Raw genomic sequence first — 24,160 nt, 5'->3', positions numbered from 1 at the left:
CCTGTCATTTTCATTCTAAATTTACCGATAAAACACTATCTACTTTTGAGATTGTCTGTATGAGTTCCTGCCAATCAAGAGCAGCAGGGCAGGAAAATTCAATCGTGGTGGTAAAAACATCATCATCCGACTGCATGGATACATTGGTGATATTAATCCCATTTCTACCTAAAATTGCTGTTATTTCGGCGAGCAGCGCCGGCCGATCCACAGAGACATATACCAACTGTTTCCGTTGCGGTTTCTGAATCCGCCTCTGCAACGCAGGAATCCAAATCATGCACAGCATAACAGCCCCTACCGTCACAATCGAAACAAAATATTGACCACTGCCGACTGCGAACCCGATAATCATGGCTAAAAGTAACATCCCGGCGGTCGAATATCCGCTAATCGCAAACTTATCATTCCGAAGTACAATCCCGGCCGCCAGAAATCCACCGATACCTCCGCCGACTTGCGCCGCGAGCCGCGCAGGATCAAATCTTGCGTTTGGATGATCTGTAAAATCAATAAACGAATAGGTGGAGAGCCATATCAACAAACATCCGGAGACGGAAACAAGAATGTGAGTTTTTATACCTGCGGATTTATTTTTGCGCTCCCGTTCCCATCCCAGTACGCCGCCTAACAATATACTTAAGCAAAGCCGTAAAAGAAAAGTGAGATGGAGTTCCAATGCTGTAGACATCAAAGTCGTCACTCTCCCTTCTTGGCACTAATCTCTCTCTTGAAAATAGCGAAAGGGGCAACAGTTGTTGCCCCACCCGCATGTACGGAATCCTGTTTTAGAAAGCTTCCGTTGCCTTGCCGTAGGAACCTCCGTTGGGGAGTTGTTCCGGGTAACCGGACGCCCCGTGTTCGCTGACATCCAGACCGATAATTTCTTCTTCCCGGCTGATCCGAAGTCCTACCGTCACTTTAATCACTAACAGAATGATCAGGGAGGCGATAAACACATAAGCGAAGGAAGCCGCCACTCCTAAAAATTGCACCCATAACTGCTCCAACCCGCCGCCGTAAAACAGTCCCGGTTTGCCGACACCCGTTTTTTCCACCAAATCAGGAGCCGCAAAAAATCCGGTCGAAAGTGTTCCCCAAATGCCTGCCACACCGTGCACCGAAAAGGCGCCTACCGGATCGTCCACTTTCACCACCCGGTCAAAGAAGATTACCGAGAATACCATAATAATTCCGGCAATCGCACCGATGACAACAGCCGCCCAAGGTTTTACGAACGCGCAGGACGCGGTAATTGCAACGAGTGCTGCCAATACTCCATTTAACATGTAACCGATATCCGGTTTGCCAAGTACCGCCCAAGCCGTGATCAGCGCTGCAACAGCACCGGCAGCTGCCGCCAAATTGGTCGTCATCGCGACGTACGTGAAGAACGTTCCGTTTGCTGCCATTGTGGAACCTGGATTGAAACCGAACCAGCCAAACCAGAGGATAATTACACCAAGCACGGAGTAGACCGTGTTATGACCCGGAATGTTGTTCGACGTGCCATCCTTGTTGTATTTTCCGATTCTTGGGCCGAGCAGCAATGCGCCCACGAGCGCGGCCGTTCCACCTGCCAAATGCACAACCGTCGAACCGGCAAAATCCTGCATGCCAAGCGTCGACAACCAGCCACCGCCCCAAATCCAGTGACCGACAACCGGGTAGACAAAGCCGATAAACAATGCTCCAAATACGAAGTAGACAATCAATTTTGCCCGTTCCGCAATACCTCCCCAGAAGATGGCGAGCGAAACACCCGCAAACACCAGTTGGAAAAGGAATTTAGCAGCCAGCGGCGTATCCGTCCATGCAAGTGAACTGAACACGTCTTTAACTTGATCCTCGGCAACGTTTAAAAACCAGCCGCTTGTTCCGATAATGCTGTTTCCTGCGCCAAATGTGATAGCAAATCCGACGGCCCAGAACACGAGCGTTGCAATCGCAAAGCTAAGAATGTTTTTGCCTGCGATATGACCGGCGTTTTTCATCCGGGTAGCGCCTGCTTCCAGCAAGGCAAAACCGGCTTGCATGAAAAACACCAGAACTCCCGCCACAATTACCCACATCGCGTCAACCGCATGAATCGCATCGGTGACAGTCGGCTCATCCGCCGCAAACGCGTTACCCGTTAATGCAAAGTAAATCGCAGTCAGCATCAGAAGCATTTTCTTCATTGAAAACCCTCCATTCTCCTATTCAGATTGATTACGAAAACCCCGTCATGCGTTCCATCAGTAAGATGCTTTCCGCAATTTGCGCCATGGTCTTCCGTTGGCACATCGCCTCCGACCGGATTTTGCCAAACGCTTCCGATTCGGTCAGGTGAAGCCGATCCATCAGCAGCCCCTTCGCCTTTTCAATCGTTTTGCGGTGTTCCAGATCGGTCAAAGCCTTTTCGATTTTCTTCCGATAGGCAAGTTCCCTTTGCCAGTTCGCCATTGCCATTTTGATAGATCCCAGCACTGTAGTTCTGTCATGATTGGATGAAACAATTCCGTGACTCCCAGCCTGAATCGCCAAATCCCAGGCCTGTTCATCAAATTTTTTGGTGACTCCCCATAACACGGGGCCTATCCCACACGATACCAATTGCCTGGTCCATTCCTGCAGCTGAAGGAGATCTTCCATCAGAATGACAGTCTTGGCATAAGACTCAGGAACAATCGAGGTTGTTGCAGGAGATGTCTGTACATTCACCGGATGAAATTGAAACGAATACGGGGTATCCTTCAGGATAGCTCTCACCCATTCAGCCGACTTTGCATCTGCACCTACAACAACCGCCTGCATGCAGCGCTTCCTCCTTCCACAGATAGATGTTAACTTTTATTACATGAAATACTTGTGTCTGTATTTTATGATAAAAAAAACAAAAAGGAAACATTTGATGTTATCTTTTATTACATAATAGTTTCAAATGATAACGCTTTCCCTCTTGTTTTCTTCTTTTTTCATAACATGTTATATTTTCTTACACATTAATCTTAACCTGAGCCGTTTTGACTCGACCGCCTTCGCCAATCCAGGTATTTTTCCATTTCCCCTGTACGACGTATAAAATCACCAGCGCACAGACCGCGATGCCGCTCAAAATCAAAAATCCCCATGTGAAGGAACCTGTCAGCAATTTTAAATTGCCGAGAATCTTGGGCAGGAAATACCCACCAAGTCCGCCTGCCGCACCCACAACACCCGTCATGATGCCGATTTCTTTTTGAAAACGTTGGGGCACTAATTGGAATACGGCCCCGTTCCCCATTCCCAAGCTCATCATGGCGACAAACAACATCGCTGTTGTAACGCTAAGGCCCGGCAACGTGGAAATTCCCGCCATCATAGCCGCCACGCACGTATACAGGATCGCAAGCATGCGAACCCCGCCAAATCTGTCAGCCAACCAACCGCCGACAGGACGGAAGAAACTTCCCGCAATCACACACAGCGTTGTAAAGTCAGCCGCTTTGACCGGACTTAACCCATATTGGGTATTAAAGAAAATCGTCAGGTAGCTGGACATTCCGACAAAGCCGCCAAACGTTACACTGTAAAAAACGCAAAACAGCCAGGCGTCCCTTTCTTTTAAAACACGTCCGTAATCAGTCAGTGTCTGCGGAACAGGTTGATTCGGGCTGTCTTTTGCCAGCAGGGTGAACACCAAAAATGTCAGCGCAAGCGGAATCAACGCAATCCCAAACACAGCATGCCAACCTCCATAGTACTCCGCAATCCGGTTGGCAAACAGAGTAGCAAAAATCGTCCCGCTGTTTCCGGCACCGGCGATTCCCATTGCCAACCCTTGGTATTGGGGCGGATACCATCTGCTTGCAAGCGGCAGGGCAGCCGCAAAACTGGCACCGGCCACACCAAGCAAAAGCGCAACAAAATAAAGCTGGTTGACAGAATCAGCAAATTGCCATCCCCAGATCAAGGGAATCATCGAAACCAGCATGCCAATCTGTCCGGTCTTTTTGGGACCAATCGAATCGGTCATCCAACCAAGCACGAGTCGCAACAGGGAGCCTCCCAACGTCGGCAGGGCCACCAGGTTCGCTTTTTGCGCCGCATCCAAATGAAACTGATTGCCGATAACCACCGCCAACGGTCCCAACAGCACCCACAACATAAAACTGACGTCAAAATAGAGAAACGCACTGAATAAAGACGGGGTATGCCCACTCTTCAAAAAACCTTTGCCGGTCATCTAATTCGCCTCCTTTGCAAAATCAGCATAACTACAATATAAACAGAGGACAGGAAAATTCCTACAAAATACGTAAGAATACCTGACATAAAATTCTGCATTTTTATTGTAAATTTTCATTTCCGAGACGAATGGCTTGTTTTTCGATAACAAAATTTCTTTTTGTGTTATGTAACCTGACAATTGCTCTCACAATAAACCTTATTTCCTTTTACAATGGTCCTAACATAAAACGATAGGGGTTGAGTCGTGATGAAGAAAATCGTGGAGGCGATTATTCGTCCGGATCAAGTCGATTCCGTAGCCAAAGCACTTTCCGATCTAGACATCGCGTATCAGATGACAAAAGTGTCGGGTATTGGTTACTCCCATATATCAACCGTTCAACGTAAAGAAAGGGAGTTCTTTTATCCGTTGCCGAAAATCAAATTGGAGATTGTGGTAGATCATCAGTTGGTGGAAAAACTGGTCCGATCGATCATATATTCCGCGCAAACCGGTAATCTGGGGGATGGGAAAATCTTTATTTCCGATGAGGAGGCGATTGCTTATGATGAAGCTCATTTTTGATGTCAAGAAAGATTTGCGTGCAATCAAAGCGGTGTTGACCCGAAACGGGGTAACAGGCATGACCCTACTGGAAAATGAAACGACTGCCTGCTACACAGTGGAAGTTGTCGTACAAAATGAAACCGTCAAGCCGCTAATCGTTCAATTGTCACAAACCTTGGCCCCTGAAAAACCCTGTTTCCGATTGGTTCCACTCGATAATGTGTACCGTATTCGAACAGGCGAACAAAGCGTAAAAGCGATATAACGGAAAGGGGTTGACCACTATGTTTTATTGTGAAAAAACGATCCATGCCGACAAATACTATATGGTCATTCGAAAAAGGTATAAATACGGTGAAACCGCCCAATTTGTTGAAATTTCAGAAGGCCGCTTCCATAAATTAAAACTACCGCTGTACCAAGAAAAGATTTCGTACGTGGCAGAAAACGAGTTAATCTTCCTGTAGATTCGTAAAATAACAGCAGGTTCAAAAGATTGGGGCGAATGACAAAGTGTCAAAATTTTGTCATTAATTCCAATCCTTTCTTCTCCCCCATTTGATTTTTCTCTGTTAAAATATAACCGCTCTAATCGAGATGCTTGAAACGCGACTTGAGAGGGGAATTTCAAAACAGATGGAAAATCAGCAACAAGCTGCGCAACAGGGAGTCGCGCTTCCCATGATCGTTCTGATCCTGGCTACTTTTATGTCAGTCCTGGACACGACGATTATTAACGTATCGATTCCGAAAATGATGTCCGTATTTGGGGTGGGCACGTCTGATATTCAATGGGTGGTTACCGCCTATTCGTTGGTAGTCGGTGCGCTCGTTCCGATCACCGGATATCTGGGAGACAATTTTGGTTACAAACGGATTTTTGTGTATTCGGTTATCCTGTTTACGATCGGTTCGGCATTGTGCGGGATGGCCTGGAACAATAATGCGATGATCATCTTTCGTATCCTGCAAGCGATTGGTGGAGGAGCCATCATGCCGGTGGCGATGGCCATGATGTTCCGCCTGTTCCCGCCGGAACGCCGCGGACTTTCGATGGGGATATTTGGCATTGCGATCATGTTTGCGCCCGCCTTTGGACCGACATTAGGCGGATACATCACGGAATACCTCGATTGGCGGCTGATTTTCTACATCAACGTGCCGATCGGTATTCTCGATACTTTACTCGCTCTAATGGTTTTGCAAGAATTTAAGCAGGACGAAAAGAAAAGATTTGATTTTTTTGGCTTTTTGACTTCTTCTGCCGGATTCGCCAGTTTGCTGTATGGATTGGGTATTGTCGGGGATAAGGGCTGGACTGACATCGAGGTGATCTTCTATATCTCGGTCGGCCTCTGCTGCCTGGTATTGTTTGTGCTGATCGAATTTATAGTCGAACATCCAATGATTGATCTGCGTGTCATGAAAAATTCAATGTTTACCATCTCTCTGGTGATCTCCAGTATTGCCAGCATTGCACTGTTTGCCAGCCTGTTTTTGCTGCCTGTGTTTCTGCAAAACATTTCCGGTCTGTCTGCTGTCGAAACTGGACTCGTCCTATTGCCGCAAGGGATTGCCGCCGGTATTATGATGCCGATTTCCGGAATGCTGTTTGACAAATTCGGTGTGAAATGGTTGGCGATCACGGGCTTGACGATAACCGCCTATTCTTTTTATTTGATTCAATCGTTGGATATCGCCACAAGCTTTTCGACAGTCTCATGGTGGTTAATAATACGGGCGATTGGCATTGGAAGCGTGATGATGCCGGTGTCAACAGCCGGAATGAATACAGTACCGATGCAAAACCTCGGACAGGCCAGCGCACTGACCAACACGGTCCGACAGGTCAGCTCCGCGTTTGGGATTGCATGGTTGTCCAATCTGCTATCGGAGCGCCAATTTTATCACGTTACCATTAACTCCGAACAGATGCCGGTTGGCGGTTACGCGGTTACGAGTGCCCTGTCGCAGCTCAGTCAGTTTTATTCGAGCGGCGGTTTGACAGGCAACCTGGCAAACAGCGCCGCCACATCCTGGTTGATGTCACAACTTCAAAAAGTCTCTACCGTTCAGGCGATGGATGATGTATTCTGGGTTGTCACATGGGTGGTTATTGTAGCGATCGTTTTCGCCTTCTTCTTGAAAGACACAAAAGCGCCGCGTGGTGAAAAGCCGGTGATTATGGAATGAAAAAGATGGGGTGCCCCCCATCTTTTTTATTTGTTTATATCCAGATTTGGTTTGTAAAGTGATCGATTTTTCGCAAAAAGACAGAGCGACACTTTTTTATCACACTATTCTGAAATATAATAAGATAAATACTCTCCTGATGTACCAGAGAGTCGACAAATTCACGCGCAAGGCCGGTTGTCAGCGCGTGTACGCCCCCCTTGGCAGCGTTGTATGCCGCATGGTTATACAAGCCGGTTCGAACCGAATCGGCGCCTATGTTGATAATCCGGCCAAAATTTTGTCCGACCATGTGCGGCAGTACGGCGTGACACGCCCAGATCGTCGTCCACAGGTTTCGATCGATCGTCGTTTTCAGTGTTTCGCTGGTATGTTCCAGAAACGGCAGGATCACACCACCGCCTGCATTGTTAACCAGTACATCAATCTTTCCAAATCGGGCAATTGCCCGTTCCATCATTGCCAGTCCGTGTTCTTCACGGCTTAGGTCCCCCATGTAAAAATCGCTCGCAACCTCAAACTGCGCCGCAACAGATTCCGCTGTTTCCTGCACTTGCTCCTGTACATCGGCAATCAGCAAGCAGGTACCCGCTTCCGCCAACCGAATACAGATCTCTTTGCCGATGCCATTTGCTCCGCCAGTTACAATCGCCACTTTGTCCGCTGATTGGGCCCTGTCTGCAGGCCGATTTTTCCCCATACTGTCTCCCCTTCCCGAACACACACCCGGTTGCCACACCAATTGAATGTGTGTCAGACACAGATTCACATGTTCACCTGAAAACGCCCGCTACACAAGAATGCTGAGTTTGCCATGCGGACGCAGAGCGTCCAGGTCAAGAATCACACGTTTTTCCAGAATCTTGATCTGGCTGTCGTCTGTCTGCAGCAGTTTGTACCTAGTATGGCCGACAAACGTCCAGCACTTGCCGCTTTGTCCGATACGCCACAAAGTTACACTTCACCTGGGCCACACCGTCCGTTATTTTTTCAATCCGTACATTGCTGATCATGTGACGAGTGGTTGAATGCGGATATTCCACGTGGGCAGTCCGTTTCATCAGCCTTTTGGCCTGCTCGATCAGACGGAATCGGTCGTCCGCAATCAGGAACAGGGTGCTGTTTGGATCCGCATCCGGATAGCCGATGGGCGGTACCAGATACTGTCCGTTTTCGGCAAACAACTCGGACCATTCTATCAGTTTCCACTGATCCATCAGATCTGCCTCAAGGTAGAGGAAATCCTCCACCTGCTCCCTCGTAAACGTCATCTCCATTCCCCCTATCTGCCGGTCAACAACCGGTTCCACTGCAGCCAGAAGGCGCGCATATGTTCTTCGTCATCCGCATGGGGGACGACACGCAGCATGCCTTTTGACACATCATACCAATGTAGTTCATCACAGTTTGCATAGCCTTCCTGACAAAGTTCCAACGCTTCCACATCATCCGGTGTGGCAAATCCGCCCGGCCCCAGAAATTCCAAAAAATTGGACAAGCGCCTGCCTCGAAACTCTTCATTCTCTTCCATGGGAGCCAACGCCCAACCGGTAACCTCCATGTAATCGGGTGCAAGCGGTTCGAACGTGCGAATCGTAATCGCCATAATATCGTTGATGATCAGATTCGGGAAAATCAAAAGGTTGCGGTTTTTGTCGCAGATGCGGGCAGCCCGTTCCTCGCCGAACCGTTTCACCAGTTGTTTGCGAACCTCATCCAGTTGCTGTTTTCACTCAGCAGTTTCCAGTTGGCCCGCACGCTGTAATGCTGACTCCCTCCCACCACTTCCATACCAATGGACGACTGGTCGGCAACCAGATCCAGAAATTCCTTCGCATTCCCCAGATACTCTTCCAGAGAAATCGCGTTCAAATCATAATTGACGAAAATGAACCCACGGTAGTTTTCCCGACGTGGCACTTGTTTCAAATTCATGGCGCCGTCACAGTTGAATTCTTTCGGATAACCGCCCTCTTTGGATCCCGGTTGACCGATCAGTTCACCGCAATTGTTGAATGTCCACGCATGATAGAAACATTGGAAAATCTTCGAATTGCCTTCCCGTTCCCTTGAAACAAGCGCACCGCGGTGCGGACAGTTGTTAAAAAATGCATGGATTCCTCCGTCGCTGTCCCGATTGAAAATCAGTTTGCGACCACCCACCCGACGCGTCTTGAAGTCCCCCGGATGGCGCAGCTCCGTTTCATGGCCGAGAAACAGCCAGCAGCGGTTAAAGATTATTTCCCTCTCTTGCTGCAGAATGTCAGAATTCGCAAACGATTTCCGCCATACTTTGAACTTGCCTTTCGCTTGGTCAACCTGAATCAGTTTGTAGGTATCGTATTTACAGCACTCATCGAACCAGCCCCCAAACGCATTTTCGGCTTTAACTTACCGTTTCGATCTTGCCGGTTGTTCCAAACCGCGGATCTGTCCGACCGCCCCATGTGTCAAGGATATCGAGACTTTTTTCCAGCATGCGCGGCTTGCGTGCATCCTGTTCCGGGAATTCTTCCATGCCAAAACTGTACTCATTGGTAAGTCCGTCCGGATCCAGGAAATACAGGAAAATACTGTCTGAAGGCGCGTGCCTCCCTGGTCCGAACACGATTGGAATGTTGTGGTCAATCATCCTGTTACGGGCAATTCCAATATCATTGATGTCCGTCACCATGAAGTTAATATGGTTGAGATTATCCCGAGTGGATTTGCCGAGTGCAAACGAATGATGATAGGGATTCGGGAAACAGCGCATAAACGCAAACGAATCTTCCATATAATCGGAAACCCGGAAATTCATGGTTTCGGTCAGATTTTTGCGCCTGTTTCAGACGGCCTGCCGTCCCCATCAGAATTAATCTTTGAACCAGTTCCGGCTGCTGCTTGGCGGCCCGCAGCGAAGTCGCTCCTCCCATGGAATTGCCGATCAGTGTCACGTTGTCCAGTTCGAGAGATCGAATCAGACTGATCAACTGGTCAACCCGTGCGTTCAGGTTGTATTCGAACCGCTGCGGATCCGGTTTATTCGACTTGCCGAATCCGACAGCATCAAACGCGATCACCCGAAATCCTGTTTCTGCAAATTTTGGCATGATCCGGCTCCAATTGCCAAACGCATCCGCCCCGGCCCCACCCCCGTGCAACAGGATCATTGCTTCTCCGGAACCGATTTCCCAATAGTGTGTGGCGATCCCGTTAGTGTTCAGATACTTTTCTTGCAGCTCCCCCATACTTCACTCTCCTTTTCAGTATTGTCTGTAGTATCTATCGTTGTATCTTGATTCTACGAAGTAAAGAGGAGGAAATCCAATCAAACATTTTTAAAAACCAAAACTTTTCGAAAAAAATTTATGGAATGTCAAAAGAATAGACTCTGGCAGATGATTGGAAAAGGACAGGTTATTAAAACATTCACCTGTCCCGTTGCTCGTGGAAATAATTCATAATCTGTTTGTTTGGTTGCATTATTTTCGGATCCGGTTGAACGGGGTATCTGTTAATGCGGGAAAAATCAAATCGCAGCAGTCCGCAATTACTGCTTGCAAACGGTCCGCCGAATATCCAAGCATTCGGACAACCAGTCCATTGCAGGAGAGCAAGCTTACTCCGGCGTAGACGCAATCCCCATCACTGACCAACATATCCTGCAGCATTCTGACATGTTCTTGCGTAACTCTCTCGGAAAGCACCCATAAAGTTCCCAAATGTGTGTATTCCCCGAAAAACATCCGCATGGACTCCTGATCCTCCGGCTCTAAAACAATCGAATCCCAAACGGTCAGCCTTTCATCCCAATAGACGGAAAATCGGCTGGACAGCCGTTCGTATTCGAAAAATTCGCCGCGTCCCGCTCTGCCGGGTGTGACGATGTCAGCAATAAACGCTTTCCCGCCCGATTCCAAGCAGACCACCGTTTCCCCTTGATAGTTGGCTCCCCGATAAGGAACCAACGGTTCCGGAAAATATTCCAATAAAGACCCTTGCTTTATAAAAAAGGATTGGGTTTGAATGCTGCTTTCCCTAATCAGGGAGGGGTGCAGTTTACAGGATGATTGGTTGGTCAAATAGAGGTTGGACCCTTCTTGCAATGTGCAAAAAATGTCTTGCCGATCCCCGTTAAACAGGCCGGGTGAAGAATCCATCAAGTATACCAACAGTTTCCCGCCAGGACCCGCAAACGGTTTGGCGAGTTTTAAAGGAGCCTGCTGGGCCGATTTCGTCAGTACGGTTCTGCCCTGATGGATGCAAGCTTCTCCTGCCCATTTGCCGCTCACTCTCACGTTGCCACCCGCACAGAACCTTCGTGGTACGTTTGCAAGATGAACCGGACAATTTCCTCTACTCCCACATTTCCGAACAGGTTGCTGAATACAAACGGTTTCCCGCCCCGCATCTTTCGGGAATCCTGTTCCATGACCTGCAAACTGGCTCCCACAAAAGGCGCCAAGTCAATTTTGTTAATCACCAGCAAATCGGATCGGGTAATGCCCGGCCCCCCTTTACGGGGAATCTTTTCCCCCTGCGCCACGTCAATAATATAGATGAACAGATCCACCAACTCTGGACTGAAAGCGGCCGCCAAATTGTCTCCGCCGCTTTCAATAAAAAGAATATCGAGATCGGCAAACCGATTTTCCAATTCTTCGATGGCCGCAAAGTTCATGGACGCATCTTCACGAATGGCGGTGTGCGGACAGCCGCCCGTTTCGACCCCAATGATCCGTTCCTCCGGCAAAACACCCGTACGCAACAATATTTCTGCATCTTCTTTCGTAAAGATGTCGTTTGTAATGACCGCCAGACTGTATGTGTCTTTCATGGCCCGGCATAAACTTTCAACCAGTGCCGTTTTGCCCGATCCTACCGGTCCGCCGATGCCGACACGCATCGGTCTGCCTCCTTGAAAACTGCGGTGTGACCACTCATGATGGTGATGACCATGTCCTTGACACATCTCCGATTCCTCCTGACAACACTCTGCCGAGTGGCTATTTTAAGACATAAACAAACGGGAATACAGCTGCTCATGACGCATCGATGCGATTTCCTGCCGTATGGTCCGTTGAAAAATCTGATCTGGCTGCGGCAAATCGGCAAGCAGCCGATCTATTTCCTGCTCTACAACCGGCAGCAAACGAGCCAGCACTTTCTGCCCTTCCGTCTGACCGATTGGCATCAAACGAATCGCGTTTTGAATAAGGCTATTGACCCCGCCGTAGATAAAACTGACGGCTGTTATGCGCGGCGATACGCCAAGAAAGGAACAAATCCATCCATGTACTACCGGAGAACTGCCATGACAGACTTTCTCCTCAATCCAGCGTGCATATTCCTGCAAACCGGCCAGCGGATACAATTCCTGAGCGATTTGTAAGTAGCGACGGCCGATTTTTATCGCCCCTTCCCGCGATTCTCTCGCCATACGGGAAACGGTTAATCGTTGATCGATCATTTGCAGCTGATCGTCAAACGGTTTAACGCTGCGCGACCGATCCTGCAACCGTTTGGACGCATAATGCCGCGCCCAGACAAGCGCCGCCCCCTCCATCGGAATCAGACTGCCCTTTATATACGCTACCAGCCATTCGGTCAGTTGGTTGCCGTTTGCCACCCACCCCTCTTGAACGGCTGTTTCAAGCCCGAATGAATGGGTGAAAGCGCCTGTCGGAAAAGCGGAATCGGTCAATTGCATGACGGCCAACAGATCGTTCAACCCAATCCCTCCTATAAAACAGCCTTTAAAACAGCCTAAAACAGAAAATACAAACGGGCCATCGGCACTGTCTCTGCCGGCTCACAGGTCACCAGGTTGCCATCCACCTTTACTTCGTAGGTTTCCGGATTCACCTCGATTCGGGGCGTTGCATGATTATGAATCATGTCCTTTTTGCCGATATTGCGGCAATTTTTAACGGGCAGCACCTTCTTCTTGAGTTCCAGCTGTTCATGTACGGCTGCCTCAAAGGCCGACGTGGACACAAAAGTTATGGAACGGCTCTTGGCGGCCAACCCGAAAGAAGCGAACATGGGGCGTCCCATAACCGGCTGTGGAGTAGGGATAGAGGCATTCGGATCGCCCATTGCCGCATAGGCGATAAAACCGCCTTTCAATACCAACTCCGGTTTGACTCCAAAGAAAGCCGGTTTCCATAAGACAAGATCCGCCCATTTTCCCTTCTCAACGGAACCCACATATTCCGAAATTCCATGAGCGATGGCAGGATTAATCGTGTATTTGGCCACATACCGTTTTGCCCGAAAATTGTCGTTCTCTCCCTGCTCTTCCGGAAGTGCCCCTCTCTGCTTTTTCATTTTGTCAGCTGTCTGCCATGTGCGGAGAATCACTTCACCCACCCTGCCCATGGCCTGAGAATCCGAACTGATGATGCTGAAAACCCCGAGGTCGTGAAGGACGTCTTCCGCTGCTATAGTCTCCGGTCGTATCCTGGAATCTGCAAAAGCCACATCCTCCGGGATTCTGCTGTCCAGATGATGGCATACCATCAACATGTCCAGATGCTCCTCAATCGTATTTACTGTGAAAGGGCGGGTCGGATTGGTGGACGATGGAATTACGTTGGTTTCGCCGGCCAAACGAATGATGTCAGGCGCATGTCCCCCTCCGGCCCCTTCCGTGTGATACGTATGGATGGTTCGACCGGCTATCGCCTTGATTGTATCTTCAACAAAGCCCGCTTCATTTAAAGTATCCGTATGAATAGCCACTTGGACGTCATACTGATCGGCGACTGACAGACAGGTATCGATAGCTGCCGGAGTTGTTCCCCAATCTTCATGCAATTTCAAACCGATTGCGCCTGCCTGAATTTGTTCCTCCAGGGCCTCCCTTCCAGAAGCGTTCCCTTTTCCCAGGAATCCAAGGTTCATGGGAAATGCTTCAGCCGCTTCCAACATGCGATGAATATTCCAAGCTCCAGGGGTACAGGTAGTTGCATTTGTTCCCGTAGCGGGGCCGGTTCCCCCTCCAATCATTGTGGTGATGCCGGAGGAAAGGGCGGTATCAATCTGCTGCGGGCAAATAAAATGGATATGCGTATCAATTCCACCGGCTGTTACGATCATGCCTTCCCCGGCGATCACTTCCGTTGAAGCGCCAATTACCAAATCGGGATGTACGCCATTCATAATATCCGGATTCCCGGATTTTCCGATGCCAATGATGCATCCGTCCTTTATCCCGATGTCCGCTTTTACAATCCCCCAATGATCCAGAATCAACGCGTTGGTAATGACCAGATCCAACACGCCTTCCGCACGAGTCGCCCGAGAGGATTGGCCCATTCCGTCACGCAGCACTTTGCCTCCTCCAAACTTGCATTCATCTCCATATACTGTGAAATCCTTTTCCACTTCGATCACAAGTTCCGTATCAGCCAAACGAACCTTGTCTCCCGTCGTTGGACCGAACATGGCGATGTATGCCTCACGGGATACCGGTAGCCCTTCCTGTGCAGATGCCGGATTCTGGTCTAACACTTGTTTTACTGACCCGGATACAAGATCATTATGACCGTAAACTTCCTGCCGTCCTGCGATAGCTACCAAAACAACCGATTTCTGTTCCCCAGGTTCAAACCGAACCGCTGTTCCGGCAGGAATGTTTAACCGCATTCCTTTCGCTTTCTCCCGGTCAAATTCCAACTCTTTGTTCACTTCATGAAAATGAAAATGAGAGCCGACCTGAACCGGTCGATCCCCACAATTCATCACTGTGAGAGTCACCGTTTTTCTCCCGGCATTAATCAAAATCGGTTCGTCTTTACTCATATACTCGCCCGGTTTCATTGTTCGGTTGCCTCCTTTTCTGAAACGATCAGGTGACTTATGGAGCGCGTCTTACTCACTGTTGACGCTGGAGATAACCGGCCGAATCGGCTGATGCACGGTGACCAGTTTCGTTCCGTCAAGAAACGTGGCTTCTACCTGCACTTCCTCAATCAAAGAAGCAACCCCTTCCATCACGTCCGCTTCCGTCAGAACAGTAGCCCCCCATTCCATTAATTCGGTCACCGATTTTCCATCGCGCGCCCCTTCCAGGATTTCATATGTCAGAATCGCCATCGCTTCCGGATAGTTCAGCTTCAATCCCCGTTGCTGCCTCCGCCGCGCCAAATCAGCGGCAAGCACAATCAACAGTTTTTCTTTTTCCCGTTCTGTCAGATGCATTTGTATCCCCCTCTTGCTTTATGAATTCTGCACCTCATTCCGATTGAAAAGCCGCCATAACAATCGGGCGGCTTCTTGATCGCTGCGGGGCAGCCGGTCAATCGGCAGCGCCGGAACCATTACAAACGGTCTGGCGACTTTGGGCAAATGGAGATTGGCCTCTTGAATCCAACGTTTCTCCACCAGCAATTCGGTGCCGCCGCGAGCCAACATTTTTCCCTCTTTCATCAACATGACCTGATCGGCCCAAGCGGCTGCAAAATCGACATCATGTGTGGCAATCAATATGGTTTTCCCCATCAAGTGCAGTCCTTGCAAGAGAGAAGCCACTTCATCTTTTCCCCGTGGGTCCAGATAGGCCATTGGCTCATCCATCAGAATGATGTCCGGCTGCATGGCCAAAACCCCGGCAATCGCCACCCGTTTTTTCTGTCCGTAACTCAGGTGATAAGGGGCTTTTTGTTTGAATTCCCGCATTCCCACCGCCGCCAATGCCGTTTCACAGCGTCGTTCGATTTCTTCCTGCGGCAGCCCCAGATTTCGGGGTCCGAACGTCACATCTTCCCATACGGTCGCCGAGAACACCTGATCATCCGGATCCTGAAACAGCAACCCTACTTTTCTACGAATCTGGTTCATATTATTGCGGGTAACCGGTTCGCCGAAAATACGGACTACCCCTTCGCTCGCCATCACCAACCCGTTAAGATGCTGCAGGAGTGTCGATTTGCCGGCGCCGTTCGGCCCCAGAATCGCCGCTTTCGACCCGACAGGCAGGGAAAAAGACAGATCATGCAGAGCTTTTGTTTTGTCCGGATAGCAAAAATTGAGATTTTCCGCTTCGATGGCCGGTACCCGCATACTCCATTCCCCCTTGTTCTTCTGCCTTCACCGCAAGTTTCTTCCGATCTTCCGCGAGCGTATATCCTCTTGCGATCATCGCCTGGTGTACCCGGATACTCCGCTGCATCGAGCGGATCAGCAATACTCCCAGCAGCTGCCCCGCTCTTTTGTAGTTGCTCCAGGAATCAAAAATACGGAATGAAAATCCTCTTGCTTTCTGGGATAAGATCATGCTATCTACTTCTTCCGCCAAAACGGACAGATAGCGGAGAGTGAAACTCATCATCACGACAAGCACAGGAGGCATGCCCATTGCTTTTAACGTCCGAAACAAACGGTCTTGCGGTGTCGTTCCCAGCAAAAATGTGATGCACCAATTCGCTGCCCACAACTTTTGCACCAGTAATGCCGACTTGCGCATCCCCTCCAGGCTGACCGTCACCATCCCAAACAGGTCCACCGAAGGACCCGATAAAACGAACGGCAAAGACAAAACGGTCAGCAGCCCAAACGGAAGAATAAGAAACGTCCGCCTCATTACATAAGACCAACGGATACCTGATCGGGAAATCAAGCCGGCCAAAACGATCAAAACGCCCAGCAATCCGATTGGGCTCCGCAACGTAACCGCAGTCACAAGCAGTGCCAGTACGAAAGCTACACGCAACCGGTCACTTTCGATCACTCTCCGTTTCGCTTCCCCGCTCGCTGCATCAAATAAACAGCCGCAAAACATCGGTTACCGCCTCCTTGCCCAGTAGCCAAACCATGTAAGAGAACAGATGAGAGTCAGACCGACTCCGATGATTCCTGCCAGACTGGTCGATAAGCCTGGCATACTGACAAAAGAAGCATGATAACCGGAAAATAAAGAAGAAAAAGACATTCCTGCTTCCTTGTCGGAAAACCCCAGTTGGATCGCCGTACGTTTCAACCCATCAGGGCTTGTCGATGCAAACGGAGAAACAATGCCCGCCAACAGCAGGCAGCCCAACAAGCCGATCAGCAGTTTTTTGGGGACTCTTTTCATGCCGCACCCTCCTGACCTTCAGACGATAATGCGGAGGGTACTTTTCTTTCTGCCAGATAGTGGAGAAGAATTGTAGAAACAATTCCTTCTCCGATTCCAATAATCGAGTGCCAGCCCGCCATCGACTTGATTGCGGGGGCGAGTGGAACTGTACCGGAAACTGCCAGTTCCAGCGCAACAAATACGGAGGAGATAACGACAACCGCCCAGGCTGCCAGAAAGGTGCTTGTCAATTTCAGATACCCATCTTTCATTCTGCGAATCGGCTGATAGAGAACGAAGGCAAGCAGGGAGGTTACAATTCCCATATTAAAAATGTTTGCACCTAATGCCGTGATGCCGCCATCCTGAAAAAAGATCGCCTGAATAAAATTGACGGTCGTCATCAAGAGAATCGAAATCCATGGTCCGAACAGAACGGTGGCAAGAAAGGCACCGTTCAAATGTCCGGAAGTGGCTCCTCCAATAGGAAAGTTCACCATCTGTGCGGCAAACAGGAAAGCGGCTGTGATCCCGATCATCGGAACCTTTGACTCATCCAGGCCAATCTTTGATTTTTTTATTGCCAAAGAGATCCCAGAAGCTGAAATGACGCTTAGCGACAACCACGTTTTACTGTCAAGAAATCCATCCGGGATGTGCATCGTGGCTCCCCCCCCAATTAAAATGACTTGCCGATTTTCCCGTGTTTGACCATGGTAGCCAACACGTCGAGCGCTCCCCTGGCGGCCAACAGTGCGGTCGTATCGCTGATGTCGTAAGGCGGCGATACTTCCACTACTTCCATTGCGCAAATTCCTTCTTTCGCAACTAGCTGGAGGAATTTCAGCGCTTCCCGTGGCAGGAATCCGCCCGGTTCCGGCCAACCGGTTCCCGGTACAAAACCGCAGTCAACCGAATCGATATCAAAGCTCAGATAGACCGCTTTCGCCCCTTTCCAGGCAATTTCCAGAGCGATCTCAGCCGCTTTTTCAATCCCCATGCTTTCCACATCACCCACTGTCAAAATCGTCGTGCCGCGTTCACGTGCTACTTTCACGCCCGGACGCGGCACCTGCCAGCCGCCGATTCCCACCTGCACCAGGTTAACGGCAGGGGCATTCGGAATGTTGGTCGCATGAAACCAAGGAGTGGTGTGCATCCGTTCGTCCATGTCTTTTTCCTGTATGTCCGCATGGCGGTCCAAATGTATGATGCCGACGTTGCCTTCCACATTCTCCGCAATGCCGCGCACACACGGATAGCCGATCGCATGGTCGCCGCCAAAAATAATGGGCATGGCACCGCTCCCGAATACGTGAGACACCGCCTTCGTAATTTGGTCAAAACTTTTTTCAATGTTACCGATTGTAAACACGTCGCCTACATCGCACATGTTCAGCGATTCCCGTAAATCGACACCCAATTCGTAGTTATAGGGGGTATATAACGAGGAAATACGGCGAATCGCCTGCGGACCAAAGCGGGTTCCCGCCCGATAAGTGGTCCCGATGTCAAACGGCACTCCCATGAACGCCACGTCAAAGTTACCGACTTGACGTACATCTTCCAAAAAGGGAACTTTCATAAATGTGTTGATTCCTGCATAATGAGGCAACTCGCCCCTGCTGAAGCAGGAGATGGTGCGGTCCTCTATGCTGTCGGCCGCTTCCAACCCGAATTCGAGCGACCGGCGAATTTCTTCCTCGCTTTTGACAGTTGGGATTTTTTCTTCCTCAAATGCCGCCTGAATGCCCATCAAATCCTCACGCCGGAAACTTTCCGCCCCCTGCCGGTTTTTATATCCCAGTCCATGGTTGTCAAAGAAACCCATTTCCATCCATCTCCTTTGATCGTAGGTTCGGCCGTCTTTGGCCTTTATTTTTTATGCAGCCTCGCAATAATGTCCCGTTTCAAACGGATAAACGATTCGGAATCACGGATCTGTTTTTGACGGCTCAAGTCTTTAGGAACCGCAATCTCCTGTTCGATCCGGCCCGGCTGCATAACGTAAATCCGCTGTGAAAGAAAAATCGCTTCTTCAATGTCATGCGTGATAAACACGACGGTTGTTTTCTCCTTCTCCCAGATTTCCAGCAGCAGTTCCTGCATATCGCTTTTCGTTTGCGCATCAAGCGCGGCAAACGGTTCATCCATCAACAGGACTTCCGGTGAATTGGCAAGAGCACGGGCAATCGCCACACGCTGTTTCATGCCGCCCGAAAGTTCCTTTGGATAACGGTCGGCAAACGGGGTCAGGGAAACCAATTCCAGATACCGATCGGAAATTTCGTTTCGTTGTCTTTTCTTCATCTTTTTCAACGAGAGGCCAAACTCAATATTTTCTCTCACTGTCAGCCAGGGAAACAGAGTATAGGATTGAAACACCATCCCGCGGTCCGCCCCCGGCCCTTCGATCAAGCGTCCGGACACTGTCACCTCTCCGGATACAGCTTCCTCCAGCCCCCCCAGAATCCGCAGCAGCGTGGATTTTCCACAACCGGACGGGCCTACCAATGATACGAATTCATTTTCGTACACCGTAATCGAAACATGATCCAAAGCTCGAAAAATACTGTTTTTTCTCCTATACTCCTTGCTGACGTTGCGAACCTCGATTTTAGGCTTGCCTATGACCGGATCAATCGCATAATGTTCCGCCAGATTTAACATCATTTCACTCCTTCCGCCCATGGAAACAGGCGTTTGTTCATGTAAGCGAACAGGCGGTCTGTCAGCAGCCCCAACAGTCCAATTGTGAAAATCCCAACAAAGATCACATCCGTGTTCAGAAACCGCTGCGCTTTCATAATGGCAAATCCGAGGCCGTTATTCGCCGCCACCAACTCGGCAACAACCAGATAGGTCCAAGCCCACCCCATAATCAATCGCAAGGTATTCAGCAAATTGGGCATCAGAGCGGGCAACAACACGCGTCGGATCACTTGCCAGCGGGTAGCCCCCAGCGTGTAGGACGCCTGTAACAGATCATCCGAAACCGAACGGGTATTATCGGCTACCATTAGCACCAATTGGAAGAAACTTCCCACAAAAATGACGAGTATTTTAGCCGTTTCTCCAATTCCTGCCCAAACCATGATTAAAGGAACAAAAGCGGTTGCCGGCATATACCGGACAAATTCGGTGGCCGGGACCACCACCGATTCCATCATCCGGAAGGTGCCCGCCAGAATACCCAGCGGAATACCGATTACACACGCAAGCAGAAATCCCATTGTGACCCGATACACACTGATCCCAACGTGTTGCCAGAAAGCGGACGATTGTATCTGCTGGGATAGCGTTTGAATCACTTTTGTCGGTGTCGGCAAAAAAGTTTGCTCCACCAGATGGCCGTAGCTCAACACGCTCCAGACGACAAGCCCCAGCAAAAAGGTCCCAATCACACCGGACAAGTACGCAGGCCGATTGATTTCACCGCGAATTTTTAACCAACCGTATCGCTTCTTCATTGCTCACCCCCCCCTGCCGTTGAAAGACCTATATACTTCCATCCCGCTTGCAGATGCGCCGTTATCTCATCACTTATTGGCTGACGCCTTTTGGATAAACTGACCGTCTATAATTTTGCTGACGTCAGGAATATTGTCGATAAAACCAACCCGTTTCAAAAATTCGCCTGTTTTCTTGCCCGTAAATAGCAGCGATGTCATATTGTCCGCCTCTTTAAAAGCATTCCGATTATCCTCGAGCGAGAAAATCTTGACTCCCTCGACCGACTTCTTATATTCATCAACAGGGGTTTCAGCCGCTTTCGCCATGATGGCCATCGATTCATCCGGGTGCTCTTTCCAATACTCGAGCGCATCAAACCAGGCGGCAATAACTTTTTGCACTTCTTCCGGCTTGTTTTTCGCCACTTCTTCCCGGAAAACCAGGAGATCCGGAATCAGCCCGGGCGTGTCAGCCGACGAGAACAACAGCTTGCCTTTTCCCTCCTGCACCGCCTTGCTTAAAAACGGCTCCCAGAGAACCGCCGCATCCAGATTGCCTGAAATAAACGCCGGCCCCGCGTCGTTTACCGTCATGTTCGTATACTGTACATCCGACTCTTTCAATCCCGCTTTATCCAAACCGGTCAGCATCAGAAAATGGTCGACCGTACCCAATTCCGTTGCAATCTTCTTGCCTTTTAACTGCTGTAGAGAGGTAATATCGGGTTTCACGACCACCCCGTCACCACCGTTTGAATTGTCATTGACGAGAACCGCCTTGAGCGGAATTCCTTTTGAGACAGGAGTCAACGTATCAATCAAGGTCTGGCTGTTCGCATCGATTTTCCCTGTGTTTAATGCGGTCAACGAATCGCTGTAGACAGGGAACCAAACCAAATCGGCGTTCACACCATGTTTTTCAAAGAACCCTTTTTCCTTCACCAGATACCAAACAAACCAGCCCGGCCAAGGACTTAAGCCGATTTTAATTTTTTCCTGGCTGCCTGTGTTTTGCGGACTGGACGACGATTGCGAACCGGATGAGCAACCGACCACGGCTCCCGCAACCAAAAACAAACTTATCAGGCACGCAAACCATTTTTTCATTGAATTGCTTTTCATTTTCAATAAAACCCCCTCCTGCCTCCAGTTGTTTTTTGGAAATAAAAAAGGGAGAATCTCGCCTATCACCTCGCTTGACTCTCCCGGGCTTTTTTCCCTCCGTGTCACTTTTGCTTCGGCGCAAAAGCTGTCTTCTCTCGGACCTGACCTCAACCGGCGACTTCAGCTAAATAAGGGGGTGGAAGATTGCTTAAAGTCGGGCCGGTTGAGCGGAACCCTAGAAAACACTTTGTATTTATTTGTTCTGTCTGTATCTTACCAACTCAGAAACAGGCTCATCAATCATTTGTGTTAGGAAACATTACATAAAAACCGATTTGTTTTTCATTTTTTTCTTTAGTTATATTTTCCATAGGGAGTCAATGTCATAAATGATGACATTTAGAATTACTTGCGCATCCTGTTGCCTCGTAAAATAGGGGTATCAAATTGAAATTTTTCAAGGAGGCGGAACACTATGCGAATCATGAAAGGTTTAATTGCTCAATTTACAGAAGGGCTCACACGAATGGTGGCCGTGATGGAAAATGATTTGCGCCGCGACTGGTCGCCGTCTCCCGACCCCTACGAAGACTGGAGGATGAAATATTTGCGGAGGTAAATGCAAAACCGGGACAGCAGACGTTAGTCCGCTTCCCGGTTTTTTGTTTGCCAAGCGTATTCACCTGGCCGTTTTTATCGTCTTTTTTGCCGAAAAAACTGTGACAGCTGTCCTTCAATCATGCTGGGAGACGTAGGGTTCCTCCTGGTTTGCAGGCTGCCGCGAATGTCACGCAAAAGCTGTCCATCGTCCAATTCCTGCTCGGACGGCGTCGGACGGATTTTGGGTTCTTCCGGCATAGAAGGCGGCTTCAACACCTGTTTGATCTGCCACATAGGATACTCTTGATCTACCAAATCCTTGATATGCAACAGTCTCGCTACATCATTGATCGAATAGAGCCGCTGATCCCCTTGTGTCCGATAAGGAGCAATCAAGTCTAAATCTTCGTAATACCGGATTTGTCTCAACGAAAAACCGGTCAATTGTTTCACGATTCCAATCGTCAGCACAGCCATATCGCGCGGCACCGGATCCACCATATTTTCCTCTCCCCCTTTATTCCATTGGGATCGGCACCTCGTCCGTACAGTAAACGAAAAGATCCGGCAAGTGACTCAGTTCATCCGCCGGGTTCTAGAAAGACCTCCATTGCTGGAACTGTTCCCATGCTTTCCCCGTATCCAACAATTGTTTGGCTTGTTCAATCCCCGCTTCCATTGATTCGGATTGACCCGTAAACCACAATCGGAGCCCGCTGTTCAATAGAACCATATTACGAAACGAGGCTTCCCCCTGCAGAACGGAGGTAATCAGCTGCGCCTGTTCGGTCGCTGTTAACCTGGCTACTTCATACGGTTCGTCAACTCCATATTGTTTGGGATCAATCAGCTGTTTTTCCGATTTTCCATTCTCGATGATCAAGAAGGCGGACGGGCGGTTGGTCGGAATGTCTTCGGAGCCGTCAATTCCCTGCACGATCATTGCTTTTCGGTAGCCGAGCCGCAAAGTCAATTCGGCCGCTTTATCCAACGCGCTCGTATGGAAAACACCGGCAACCAGATAGTCCGCGTCTGCCACATTCAGGAATTTCTCTGTATAGTTCAACAACGTACGAACCCCCAGATCTTTACGGATCTGGCGAAGCGCCCGAAGCGGCTCACAAAGCAATTCGGTTTCCGCAAAAATCAGTCCGTGCTGCTCCAACACCTCGGCCAAACGTGCCGGTTCCCGTTCAACCGAAACATGCAGTTCCTGTAAGATTTCCAACAAACTGACCCCATATTTGGGCGGCAGCGAGTGGCTGCCGTGCAGCACCACCGGCTGCCCCGCAGCAGCCAGTACGGCCGCAACCGGAATCGTGGCCGCAAATGACTTGCCTCTTCCATCATAAGCGCCCGCGCAATCCAAGACTCCCGATTTCCGGTGCAAAATTTTGTTTGTGCGCTGTCTGGCCTCCTCGACAAACGCGAGATGCTCCTCGGTTGTTTCACTTTTTACACGTTCCGCAATCAGAAAGGCGCCGATCTGCGCATCAGATGCCTCCCCGTCAAAAATCAATTGCGCCGCCTGTCTCGCCTGCTCGTATGAGAGGTCTTGCGCTCCTTTTTTGCCGCGTCCCACTTCCCGGATGAACTGCTGCATCGTATTCGCTCCTTGATCCAAAATCACTCTATATACTGATATACACCTTCTCATCCGTTACGTCTACCCGGTACGTTGTGACGCATCCGCTATCAGGAGCCTGCACGTTGCCATCGTTCAAATTGATTTTCCGATCATGCAAAGGGCAGAACACATACTCACCTGCCACAATTCCCTCTGCCAACGGGCCGTTTTTATGCGGACAGCGATTTTCCACCGCCCGCACATCTCCGCTGGATATGCGAAAAACAGCAATCTCTCTTCCGTTGACTTTGACTACTCGCCCCGTCTGCAAAGGCAGGTCATGGATATTTCCGATTTCCACCATCGTTTTTTGCATACTGTTCATGCGGATCCCTCCGTTCCGGTTCTCATAGTGCGTCTTTCTCCGTCTTAAGACAAAACGG

The 24,160-nt window shown here is 49.5% G+C and carries 31 protein-coding genes and 1 riboswitch; of the genes, 5 read left to right on the top strand and 26 right to left on the bottom strand.

Translation table 11 applies throughout. The features are described 5' to 3' along the window. Positions 1-10: 10 nt before the first annotated feature. From skT53_RS01025 to skT53_RS01010, 4 genes are all read right to left on the bottom strand, one after another. Positions 11-691, bottom strand: a complete 681-nt coding sequence (locus tag skT53_RS01025; protein ID WP_200759367.1) for an MgtC/SapB family protein — start codon at positions 689-691, stop codon at positions 11-13. Between the two features lie 97 nt (positions 692-788). Beyond that, positions 789-2,171 (bottom strand): ammonium transporter, encoded by a 1,383-nt coding sequence (locus skT53_RS01020; protein ID WP_404828947.1) that lies wholly within the window; start codon positions 2,169-2,171, stop codon positions 789-791. 40 nt (positions 2,172-2,211) lie between these two features. After that, positions 2,212-2,796 (bottom strand): ANTAR domain-containing response regulator, encoded by a 585-nt coding sequence (locus tag skT53_RS01015; protein ID WP_200759365.1) that lies wholly within the window; start codon positions 2,794-2,796, stop codon positions 2,212-2,214. Positions 2,797-2,977: 181 nt separating this feature from the next. Beyond that, positions 2,978-4,207, bottom strand: coding sequence for a nitrate/nitrite transporter (locus skT53_RS01010; RefSeq protein WP_200759364.1), 1,230 nt, complete (start codon positions 4,205-4,207; stop codon positions 2,978-2,980). A 252-nt stretch (positions 4,208-4,459) separates the two neighbouring features. Here skT53_RS01010 and skT53_RS01005 point away from each other — a divergent pair, with 252 nt between their 5' ends. The 4 genes from skT53_RS01005 (at position 4,460) to skT53_RS00990 (ending at position 6,952) form a co-directional block, all read left to right on the top strand. Then, positions 4,460-4,777, top strand: coding sequence for a P-II family nitrogen regulator (locus skT53_RS01005; RefSeq protein ID WP_200759363.1), 318 nt, complete (start codon positions 4,460-4,462; stop codon positions 4,775-4,777). Beyond that, complete coding sequence (locus tag skT53_RS01000; RefSeq protein WP_200759362.1) at positions 4,758-5,024, top strand: hypothetical protein; 267 nt, start codon at positions 4,758-4,760, stop codon at positions 5,022-5,024. Before skT53_RS01005 ends, skT53_RS01000 begins: the two co-directional genes overlap by 20 nt. Before the next feature lie 19 nt (positions 5,025-5,043). Continuing rightward, entirely contained in the window at positions 5,044-5,226 is a 183-nt protein-coding gene (locus skT53_RS00995; protein ID WP_200759361.1) for a hypothetical protein, read from the top strand. Between the two features lie 169 nt (positions 5,227-5,395). After that, a complete protein-coding gene (locus tag skT53_RS00990) occupies positions 5,396-6,952 on the top strand; it encodes a DHA2 family efflux MFS transporter permease subunit (RefSeq protein ID WP_200759360.1) in 1,557 nt (518 codons plus the stop codon). A gap of 34 nt (positions 6,953-6,986) precedes the next feature. On the opposite strand, the gene skT53_RS00985 is transcribed toward skT53_RS00990, so the two are convergent. From skT53_RS00985 to skT53_RS00900, 19 genes are all read right to left on the bottom strand, one after another. After that, complete coding sequence (locus tag skT53_RS00985; RefSeq protein WP_200759359.1) at positions 6,987-7,652, bottom strand: SDR family NAD(P)-dependent oxidoreductase; 666 nt, start codon at positions 7,650-7,652, stop codon at positions 6,987-6,989. Positions 7,653-7,851: 199 nt separating this feature from the next. Continuing rightward, positions 7,852-8,223, bottom strand: coding sequence for an aromatic-ring-hydroxylating dioxygenase subunit beta (locus skT53_RS00980; RefSeq protein WP_200759358.1), 372 nt, complete (start codon positions 8,221-8,223; stop codon positions 7,852-7,854). Positions 8,224-8,234: 11 nt separating this feature from the next. Further along, positions 8,235-8,648, bottom strand: a complete 414-nt coding sequence (locus skT53_RS18345; protein ID WP_226375299.1) for an SRPBCC family protein — start codon at positions 8,646-8,648, stop codon at positions 8,235-8,237. Continuing rightward, a complete protein-coding gene (locus skT53_RS18340; RefSeq protein ID WP_264175989.1) occupies positions 8,645-9,115 on the bottom strand; it encodes an aromatic ring-hydroxylating oxygenase subunit alpha in 471 nt (156 codons plus the stop codon). The genes skT53_RS18345 and skT53_RS18340 overlap by 4 nt, the downstream gene beginning before the upstream one ends. Before the next feature lie 223 nt (positions 9,116-9,338). Continuing rightward, positions 9,339-9,707, bottom strand: coding sequence for a VOC family protein (locus tag skT53_RS00970; protein WP_226375477.1), 369 nt, complete (start codon positions 9,705-9,707; stop codon positions 9,339-9,341). Then, complete coding sequence (locus skT53_RS00965) at positions 9,646-10,182, bottom strand: alpha/beta fold hydrolase (RefSeq protein ID WP_200759356.1); 537 nt, start codon at positions 10,180-10,182, stop codon at positions 9,646-9,648. Before skT53_RS00965 ends, skT53_RS00970 begins: the two co-directional genes overlap by 62 nt. Positions 10,183-10,416: 234 nt before the next feature. Next, a complete protein-coding gene (locus tag skT53_RS00960; RefSeq protein ID WP_200759355.1) occupies positions 10,417-11,226 on the bottom strand; it encodes an urease accessory protein UreD in 810 nt (269 codons plus the stop codon). Positions 11,227-11,228: 2 nt separating this feature from the next. Continuing rightward, on the bottom strand, positions 11,229-11,906 hold the full coding sequence (ureG, locus tag skT53_RS00955) for an urease accessory protein UreG (RefSeq protein ID WP_200759354.1): 678 nt from the start codon (positions 11,904-11,906) through the stop codon (positions 11,229-11,231). Positions 11,907-11,945: 39 nt separating this feature from the next. Then, positions 11,946-12,665, bottom strand: a complete 720-nt coding sequence (locus skT53_RS00950) for an urease accessory protein UreF (RefSeq protein WP_200759353.1) — start codon at positions 12,663-12,665, stop codon at positions 11,946-11,948. 35 nt (positions 12,666-12,700) lie between these two features. After that, the gene (gene ureC / locus skT53_RS00945) at positions 12,701-14,758 is read right to left on the bottom strand and encodes an urease subunit alpha (RefSeq protein ID WP_200759352.1); all 2,058 of its coding nucleotides are present in this window, start codon (positions 14,756-14,758) and stop codon (positions 12,701-12,703) included. A 51-nt stretch (positions 14,759-14,809) separates the two neighbouring features. Further along, a complete protein-coding gene (locus tag skT53_RS00940) occupies positions 14,810-15,139 on the bottom strand; it encodes an urease subunit gamma (RefSeq protein WP_200759351.1) in 330 nt (109 codons plus the stop codon). Between the two features lie 18 nt (positions 15,140-15,157). Then, a complete protein-coding gene (locus skT53_RS00935; RefSeq protein WP_200759350.1) occupies positions 15,158-16,000 on the bottom strand; it encodes an ATP-binding cassette domain-containing protein in 843 nt (280 codons plus the stop codon). Beyond that, the gene (cbiQ, locus tag skT53_RS00930) at positions 15,930-16,718 is read right to left on the bottom strand and encodes a cobalt ECF transporter T component CbiQ (protein WP_200759349.1); all 789 of its coding nucleotides are present in this window, start codon (positions 16,716-16,718) and stop codon (positions 15,930-15,932) included. The genes skT53_RS00935 and cbiQ overlap by 71 nt, the downstream gene beginning before the upstream one ends. A gap of 3 nt (positions 16,719-16,721) precedes the next feature. After that, on the bottom strand, positions 16,722-17,012 hold the full coding sequence (locus tag skT53_RS00925) for a PDGLE domain-containing protein (protein WP_200759348.1): 291 nt from the start codon (positions 17,010-17,012) through the stop codon (positions 16,722-16,724). After that, complete coding sequence (locus skT53_RS00920) at positions 17,009-17,656, bottom strand: energy-coupling factor ABC transporter permease (RefSeq protein ID WP_200759347.1); 648 nt, start codon at positions 17,654-17,656, stop codon at positions 17,009-17,011. The genes skT53_RS00925 and skT53_RS00920 overlap by 4 nt, the downstream gene beginning before the upstream one ends. A 17-nt stretch (positions 17,657-17,673) precedes the next feature. Then, positions 17,674-18,825, bottom strand: a complete 1,152-nt coding sequence (locus skT53_RS00915; RefSeq protein ID WP_200759346.1) for an agmatinase family protein — start codon at positions 18,823-18,825, stop codon at positions 17,674-17,676. Between the two features lie 44 nt (positions 18,826-18,869). Then, positions 18,870-19,664 (bottom strand): ABC transporter ATP-binding protein, encoded by a 795-nt coding sequence (locus skT53_RS00910; protein ID WP_200760819.1) that lies wholly within the window; start codon positions 19,662-19,664, stop codon positions 18,870-18,872. Beyond that, a complete protein-coding gene (locus skT53_RS00905; protein ID WP_200759345.1) occupies positions 19,664-20,464 on the bottom strand; it encodes an ABC transporter permease in 801 nt (266 codons plus the stop codon). The genes skT53_RS00910 and skT53_RS00905 overlap by 1 nt, the downstream gene beginning before the upstream one ends. Before the next feature lie 69 nt (positions 20,465-20,533). Beyond that, entirely contained in the window at positions 20,534-21,568 is a 1,035-nt protein-coding gene (locus skT53_RS00900) for an ABC transporter substrate-binding protein (protein ID WP_226375298.1), read from the bottom strand. Between the two features lie 78 nt (positions 21,569-21,646). Next, positions 21,647-21,800, bottom strand: a riboswitch (guanidine-I (ykkC/yxkD leader). 225 nt (positions 21,801-22,025) lie between these two features. On the opposite strand from skT53_RS00900, the gene skT53_RS00895 reads away from it, so the two are divergent. Beyond that, positions 22,026-22,169, top strand: a complete 144-nt coding sequence (locus tag skT53_RS00895) for a hypothetical protein (protein ID WP_200759344.1) — start codon at positions 22,026-22,028, stop codon at positions 22,167-22,169. Between the two features lie 74 nt (positions 22,170-22,243). On the opposite strand, the gene skT53_RS18955 is transcribed toward skT53_RS00895, so the two are convergent. The 3 genes from skT53_RS18955 to nirD form a co-directional block, all read right to left on the bottom strand. Next, complete coding sequence (locus skT53_RS18955; RefSeq protein WP_318978578.1) at positions 22,244-22,651, bottom strand: MerR family transcriptional regulator; 408 nt, start codon at positions 22,649-22,651, stop codon at positions 22,244-22,246. A gap of 94 nt (positions 22,652-22,745) precedes the next feature. Next, a complete protein-coding gene (locus skT53_RS00885; RefSeq protein ID WP_200759343.1) occupies positions 22,746-23,753 on the bottom strand; it encodes an anthranilate phosphoribosyltransferase in 1,008 nt (335 codons plus the stop codon). Positions 23,754-23,781: 28 nt separating this feature from the next. Then, positions 23,782-24,093: a nitrite reductase small subunit NirD gene (nirD, locus tag skT53_RS00880; RefSeq protein ID WP_200760816.1), complete on the bottom strand. Its 312-nt coding sequence runs from the start codon at positions 24,091-24,093 to the stop codon at positions 23,782-23,784. Positions 24,094-24,160 lie beyond the last annotated feature (67 nt).

This window comes from Effusibacillus dendaii, from assembly GCF_015097055.1.
Classification (GTDB): Bacteria; Bacillota; Bacilli; order Tumebacillales; family Effusibacillaceae; genus Effusibacillus; species Effusibacillus dendaii.
Note: the sequence above shows the minus strand (reverse complement) of the source record. Positions and strands in the feature narration are given on the sequence as shown.

Excerpts from the sequence above, each read along its gene's own strand:
- skT53_RS01025 (WP_200759367.1), bottom strand. The coding sequence starts at position 691 with ATGTCTACAGCATTGGAACTCCATCTCACTTTTCTTTTACGGCTTTGC.
- skT53_RS01020 (WP_404828947.1), bottom strand. The coding sequence starts at position 2,171 with ATGCTTCTGATGCTGACTGCGATTTACTTTGCATTAACGGGTAACGCG.
- skT53_RS01015 (WP_200759365.1), bottom strand. The coding sequence starts at position 2,796 with ATGCAGGCGGTTGTTGTAGGTGCAGATGCAAAGTCGGCTGAATGGGTG.
- skT53_RS01010 (WP_200759364.1), bottom strand. The coding sequence starts at position 4,207 with ATGACCGGCAAAGGTTTTTTGAAGAGTGGGCATACCCCGTCTTTATTC.
- skT53_RS01005 (WP_200759363.1), top strand. The coding sequence starts at position 4,460 with ATGAAGAAAATCGTGGAGGCGATTATTCGTCCGGATCAAGTCGATTCC.
- skT53_RS01000 (WP_200759362.1), top strand. The coding sequence starts at position 4,758 with ATGATGAAGCTCATTTTTGATGTCAAGAAAGATTTGCGTGCAATCAAA.
- skT53_RS00995 (WP_200759361.1), top strand. The coding sequence starts at position 5,044 with ATGTTTTATTGTGAAAAAACGATCCATGCCGACAAATACTATATGGTC.
- skT53_RS00990 (WP_200759360.1), top strand. The coding sequence starts at position 5,396 with ATGGAAAATCAGCAACAAGCTGCGCAACAGGGAGTCGCGCTTCCCATG.
- skT53_RS00985 (WP_200759359.1), bottom strand. The coding sequence starts at position 7,652 with ATGGGGAAAAATCGGCCTGCAGACAGGGCCCAATCAGCGGACAAAGTG.
- skT53_RS00980 (WP_200759358.1), bottom strand. The coding sequence starts at position 8,223 with ATGACGTTTACGAGGGAGCAGGTGGAGGATTTCCTCTACCTTGAGGCA.
- skT53_RS00970 (WP_226375477.1), bottom strand. The coding sequence starts at position 9,707 with ATGCGCTGTTTCCCGAATCCCTATCATCATTCGTTTGCACTCGGCAAA.
- skT53_RS00965 (WP_200759356.1), bottom strand. The coding sequence starts at position 10,182 with ATGGGGGAGCTGCAAGAAAAGTATCTGAACACTAACGGGATCGCCACA.
- ureG (WP_200759354.1), bottom strand. The coding sequence starts at position 11,906 with ATGTGTCAAGGACATGGTCATCACCATCATGAGTGGTCACACCGCAGT.
- ureC (WP_200759352.1), bottom strand. The coding sequence starts at position 14,758 with ATGAAACCGGGCGAGTATATGAGTAAAGACGAACCGATTTTGATTAAT.
- skT53_RS00940 (WP_200759351.1), bottom strand. The coding sequence starts at position 15,139 with ATGCATCTGACAGAACGGGAAAAAGAAAAACTGTTGATTGTGCTTGCC.
- skT53_RS00935 (WP_200759350.1), bottom strand. The coding sequence starts at position 16,000 with ATGCGGGTACCGGCCATCGAAGCGGAAAATCTCAATTTTTGCTATCCG.
- cbiQ (WP_200759349.1), bottom strand. The coding sequence starts at position 16,718 with ATGTTTTGCGGCTGTTTATTTGATGCAGCGAGCGGGGAAGCGAAACGG.
- skT53_RS00925 (WP_200759348.1), bottom strand. The coding sequence starts at position 17,012 with ATGAAAAGAGTCCCCAAAAAACTGCTGATCGGCTTGTTGGGCTGCCTG.
- skT53_RS00920 (WP_200759347.1), bottom strand. The coding sequence starts at position 17,656 with ATGCACATCCCGGATGGATTTCTTGACAGTAAAACGTGGTTGTCGCTA.
- skT53_RS00915 (WP_200759346.1), bottom strand. The coding sequence starts at position 18,825 with ATGGGTTTCTTTGACAACCATGGACTGGGATATAAAAACCGGCAGGGG.
- skT53_RS00910 (WP_200760819.1), bottom strand. The coding sequence starts at position 19,664 with ATGTTAAATCTGGCGGAACATTATGCGATTGATCCGGTCATAGGCAAG.
- skT53_RS00905 (WP_200759345.1), bottom strand. The coding sequence starts at position 20,464 with ATGAAGAAGCGATACGGTTGGTTAAAAATTCGCGGTGAAATCAATCGG.
- skT53_RS00900 (WP_226375298.1), bottom strand. The coding sequence starts at position 21,568 with ATGAAAAGCAATTCAATGAAAAAATGGTTTGCGTGCCTGATAAGTTTG.
- skT53_RS00895 (WP_200759344.1), top strand. The coding sequence starts at position 22,026 with ATGCGAATCATGAAAGGTTTAATTGCTCAATTTACAGAAGGGCTCACA.
- skT53_RS18955 (WP_318978578.1), bottom strand. The coding sequence starts at position 22,651 with ATGGTGGATCCGGTGCCGCGCGATATGGCTGTGCTGACGATTGGAATC.
- skT53_RS00885 (WP_200759343.1), bottom strand. The coding sequence starts at position 23,753 with ATGCAGCAGTTCATCCGGGAAGTGGGACGCGGCAAAAAAGGAGCGCAA.
- nirD (WP_200760816.1), bottom strand. The coding sequence starts at position 24,093 with ATGCAAAAAACGATGGTGGAAATCGGAAATATCCATGACCTGCCTTTG.